Source organism: Methanophagales archaeon, assembly GCA_021159465.1.
Taxonomy (GTDB): Archaea; Halobacteriota; Syntropharchaeia; order Alkanophagales; family Methanospirareceae; genus G60ANME1.
The window spans coordinates 1-4,277 of record JAGGRR010000190.1 but is presented as its reverse complement, the minus strand read 5'-3'; the positions used below and the strand labels follow the sequence as shown (position 1 = coordinate 4,277).

Below are 4,277 nucleotides of genomic sequence, written 5' to 3'. Positions count from 1 at the left end.
CACCGTAGCGTAATCGTATGTCCGATGTTATGCAATGTTGCTATGAATAATCATAGGAGTTTCTGGAGATCTTGGATTAGGATTAGGTATAACTTTTCTTGAACCCGGCTCTACAATTAAATCTAATCGTTGCAGTACTACTGGTCTTATTAACGGCTGTGCTCCTTTGTTTTATGCTAAAACAACAAAAACGGATTTTCCGCCGGCTATTTCTAATATTACACATCCATAAACGTCTTTCTTTTTTTCGTAACGAGTTTAATATGTAATAGGTAGATATATCTTTAAAACGTTATTTTGGTTGTAATGTAAATTGGCTGGATGTGGACCTACGCTTCCTTAGCGGTCTTTTTTGCAGCTTTGATGCTCGGGGTGTTCCTGGGTACACTAACCGGGCTCATACCCGGCTTTCACCCCAACAATGTAGCTGTTATCCTCGTTTCTATTTCACCAGTGCTGATGCGAGAACTACATTCTTTCGATGCTTATGCTTTCTCCATCATCGTTGCATCGGCAATACTCGCTATGGCGGTGACACATACATTCTTGAGTTTTATACCCGCAGCCTTCATTGGTGCGCCCGAAGCCGACACTGCATTGAGTTTACTGCCTGCACATCGGTTATTACTGGAGGGCAGAGTTTATGAAGCAACGGTTCTTTCTGCGATAGGCAGTTTCGGTGCCGTTATTTTCTCGCTACTGTGTCTCATCCCTTTCTATTTTATTGTTTCTTCACGGCTATTCGCGATACTTCAGAGCCATCTACTTTATTTGCTCATCGGGATTTCCGCTATTCTCATTCTCACTGAGAGCTCCAGTGAGCGTATGGAACCGCATCTCGCTATCATGCTCTCCACAATGGTATTCATAATTGCGGGTATTTTTGGTATTGTATTGCAGAACCTGCCGGTTCCGATGTACTTCCCGGCATTCACAGGTTTATTCGGGCTCTCAACTATTCTTTACTCACTCTTTTATACGCCTGAGATACCACCGCAGGAGATAAAGGAGCCAGAGATAAGGGGTATGGGAATATTGAAGTCAATAGTATCAGGTGCTGTCTTTGGTAGTATGGTCAGTATTCTACCCGGAATCACATCTGCACATGCAACCGTGATGGCAATGCTCGCCAGAAGAAACAGAGAACCCGAACAGGTAATTCTCACACTAAGCGGTGTAAACACAGCAAATGTGATATTCTGTACAGCCACGTTGTTTCTCACACTGCGCGCAAGAAGTGGCACGATGATTGCGATAAATCGTATTATGGAGGTTCAACCATGGGAAGGCATCGCTCCACATCCAGCACTCTTTCAACTGCTGATCGCGGTGCTAACTGCATCTGCGTTCTCATTCTTCATCACGCGATATATGGGCAAGCAGGTCTCGCTATTCTTCTGCAGGATACCATACAGGAAGATGCTATTCGGCATCATTATCTCTCTCACTCTGCTCGTATTCGTCATCACCGGCTGGTTGGGCTTACTGGTGCTCTTCGTCGCTACAACCATCGGGCTCATTCCCATCTACACCGGTGTAAAGAGGAGCAATTGCATGGGTGTTCTGCTGTTACCGATAATAATAGTATTGTTTCATTAGTTGATGAATTAGTTGATGAGCGGCAGATATATATTAAAGAAATTTTTAGAAGATGTTAAAAAATAAAAATATAGAAAAATATAAAACATTACACGTCTTTCTTTTCATAGGGGTTATAAAAAGTGAAGGAAGAAAGTAAACCCATAATAATCCTGCTTGTTGAAGATGATGAAGGTCATGCAGTGCTCATAACGCGTGCGCTCGAAGATGTCGAGGTGCCGAAAAGGATTTATTGGGTGACAGATGGCGAAGAAGCCCTTGATTACTTATTTCACCGGGGTGCATATACAGATATGGATAAGAGCCCACGTCCTGACCTGATTATCCTTGATCTCCGGCTGCCCAAGCGAGATGGTCAGGAAGTGTTGCAAGAGATAAAGAAATCAGAAGAGCTACGTCACATACCGGTGGTGATACTTACGAATTCTATGAATGAAGAAGATGAGGTACAGGCATATAGCAATTATGTGAACAGTTATCTCCATAAACCCACGAATTTCCGTGATTTCTCAGGCCTGGTACAGGAGGTGGGTGCTTATTGGCTTATCTGTAACCAGCACCCGGATGTTGGAGTTTGAGGCGTGATGGTAGTATAGAGCGGCATAAGACGCTCAAAGAGCATGTAAGACAGGTAGCAAACAGGGTGAAGAGCTGGATAGAACTCAGAGAGAAGCCGATAAATGAACGAAGGGTAGCCTTTATTCTCTATAATAATCCGTGTGCATCTGTAGAAGCCACGATGGAACAAACTTTGATGCCCTGGAGAGTGTCGCACGAATTCTGAAGCGGATGCGTGATGTGGGGTACCCGGTGAGTGCACCCGCAGATGGTAAAGCGCTTATAGATGATATTATGTCAAGAAACTCAATTTCTGAGTTCCGATGGACGACGGTGGATGAGATTGTGAGTAAAGGTGGTGCACTTGTACTGATCACTAAGGATGAGTATGAGCAATGGTTCGCAAAGCTATTCTCCCACTGTAAGGGAAAAGGCATGCACCGCATGGGGATACCTCTGCCCGGGAAAGCAATGAACGGTGTTAGCGAAATTGAGGGAAGTATACTTGGATATGGAAGGCTGGATGGAGGATAAGGTGGGAAACGTAAAAAGCGACTTCCAGGGTGGTGTGATAGATGTGATAGCACCTGCACATGGTAAGAGGGGAGAGAAAATTATTTAAGCCGATAATAACCTATAATAAGCATGGAGTCCGAGGGTGAGAGTGAAGAGGCGCCTCTCGGAGACCCTGAGTTGATGATCGATGTAGGCAATGAATATCTGGGTATGAAGAAATACAGACAGGCAGTGGCGATATTCGAGAAGATAATAAAGAATGAGCAGGGGCTCACGCACATAGCAAAGGCGTACAATGGTTGTGGTATAGCATACGCAGAGCTTGGGGAATATGACAAAGCGATAGAGCAATTTGAGGAGGCTTTGAACCTCAGCAGGTACCTCATTGATTTCGGCGCCAGAACATATCGCAATTTAGCGCAGGTATACGAGCTATTGGGTGAAGAGGATAAAGCGAAGAAGAACAGGGAGAAAGCGGAGACGATTGAGCTTTCGGAGTACCACTTCTGGGTGACGATGAGTGACGAACTGGAATAGTAATAGCAATAGCGGGGGTTGCTGAGTAAGGAAAAGGCGCAGGGCTTAGGACCCTGTCTCGTAGGAGTGCGCGTGTTCAAATCACGCCCCCCGCATGGATTCTTACGATTGGTATAATAAGTAACAATACGTATTCTCCGATTTTAATATTGTCTTATTAAACCGGAGCCGAAAATAGCAACTTATATATAGAATGAGGATAGAAAGGAGATTAAGGAGCGTGATATGAGAAATGCCAGCAGTAGTAGATTTGGATAAGTGTGATGGCTGTAAGGGAAGGAAAGAAAAAGGAACGAGCATGTGTGTGGAGGAGTGCCCGGTAGAGGCGATAAGTTTGGTGGAGGAATCGGATCCGAGTAGTGCTCCGAACGGGCGTGAGCAGCATGCAGTGATAAACGCAGAGGAATGTACTGATTGTGAGGTATGCGTGGATGTCTGCGAGCAGGGAGCGATAAGCATGGTGGAAGCGGAGTAAGCGAGATAAAGGAGCAAAGTGGTAAAGATAGAACGTGTAGAGGTGAGGAATCCGGAAGAGAAGCAGGTGATCATCGGGCAGGGGAACTTCACCATCTTCGCTTGCGATGACATCTTCAAAGCGCTTCTGACCGCAGCACCGGGGATAAAATGTGCAGTAGCGATGAATGAAGCGGCGCCGAGATTGACACGCGTTACAGGTAATGACGAGCGACTAAAGGAGTTGGCAGGTGAGAATTGCCTCCATATTGGGGCTTCTCACACATTTTTTATCATGCTCGATAACGCATATCCTATAAATGTGCTGAACGTTTTAAAGTCACATCCAGCAGTTGCGAATATCTATGTCGCTTCGGCGAACCCTATGGAGGTAATAGTAGCCGAGACTGAATTGGGTCGTGCAGTGCTGGGAGTGGTTGATGGCACTGCTGTGAACAGGATAGAGAGTGAAGCGGAGAAGGAGGAGCGGAGAAAACTCTGTATTGAGCTTGGCTATTCGGTCGAATGAAGATGTGAAGATGTAAAGATGTAACTCAACTCACCATATTCGTGCTGCAGTTCGTACCAGTGCGTGTGCATCCATTGGCTCGTCT

At 45.4% G+C, this 4,277-nt stretch carries 7 protein-coding genes and 1 tRNA gene; all 8 read left to right on the top strand.

Annotation, left to right across the window (positions count from 1 at the left end):
- Positions 1-363: 363 nt before the first annotated feature.
- The 8 genes from J7J01_08255 to J7J01_08220 all read left to right on the top strand — a co-directional run bounded on the left by J7J01_08255 (position 364) and on the right by J7J01_08220 (position 4,192).
- The gene (locus J7J01_08255; GenBank protein ID MCD6210858.1) at positions 364-1,599 is read left to right on the top strand and encodes a tripartite tricarboxylate transporter permease; all 1,236 of its coding nucleotides are present in this window, start codon (positions 364-366) and stop codon (positions 1,597-1,599) included.
- 122 nt (positions 1,600-1,721) lie between these two features.
- Positions 1,722-2,177 carry a response regulator gene (locus J7J01_08250; protein ID MCD6210857.1) on the top strand — a complete coding sequence of 152 codons (456 nt, stop codon included), beginning with the start codon at positions 1,722-1,724 and terminating at the stop codon, positions 2,175-2,177.
- Positions 2,174-2,383, top strand: a complete 210-nt coding sequence (locus J7J01_08245) for a cobaltochelatase subunit CobN (protein MCD6210856.1) — start codon at positions 2,174-2,176, stop codon at positions 2,381-2,383. The genes J7J01_08250 and J7J01_08245 overlap by 4 nt, the downstream gene beginning before the upstream one ends.
- Positions 2,317-2,691, top strand: coding sequence for a cobaltochelatase subunit CobN (locus J7J01_08240; GenBank protein ID MCD6210855.1), 375 nt, complete (start codon positions 2,317-2,319; stop codon positions 2,689-2,691). The genes J7J01_08245 and J7J01_08240 overlap by 67 nt, the downstream gene beginning before the upstream one ends.
- A gap of 111 nt (positions 2,692-2,802) precedes the next feature.
- Positions 2,803-3,210 (top strand): tetratricopeptide repeat protein, encoded by a 408-nt coding sequence (locus tag J7J01_08235; protein ID MCD6210854.1) that lies wholly within the window; start codon positions 2,803-2,805, stop codon positions 3,208-3,210.
- Positions 3,211-3,221: 11 nt separating this feature from the next.
- A tRNA-Leu gene (locus J7J01_08230) sits at positions 3,222-3,305 on the top strand.
- Between the two features lie 137 nt (positions 3,306-3,442).
- Positions 3,443-3,685: a 4Fe-4S binding protein gene (locus J7J01_08225; protein ID MCD6210853.1), complete on the top strand. Its 243-nt coding sequence runs from the start codon at positions 3,443-3,445 to the stop codon at positions 3,683-3,685.
- 18 nt (positions 3,686-3,703) lie between these two features.
- On the top strand, positions 3,704-4,192 hold the full coding sequence (locus tag J7J01_08220; GenBank protein ID MCD6210852.1) for an adenosine-specific kinase: 489 nt from the start codon (positions 3,704-3,706) through the stop codon (positions 4,190-4,192).
- Positions 4,193-4,277: the final 85 nt, after the last annotated feature.

Excerpts from the sequence above, each read along its gene's own strand:
- J7J01_08235 (MCD6210854.1), top strand. The coding sequence starts at position 2,803 with ATGGAGTCCGAGGGTGAGAGTGAAGAGGCGCCTCTCGGAGACCCTGAG.
- J7J01_08225 (MCD6210853.1), top strand. The coding sequence starts at position 3,443 with ATGCCAGCAGTAGTAGATTTGGATAAGTGTGATGGCTGTAAGGGAAGG.
- J7J01_08255 (MCD6210858.1), top strand. The coding sequence starts at position 364 with ATGCTCGGGGTGTTCCTGGGTACACTAACCGGGCTCATACCCGGCTTT.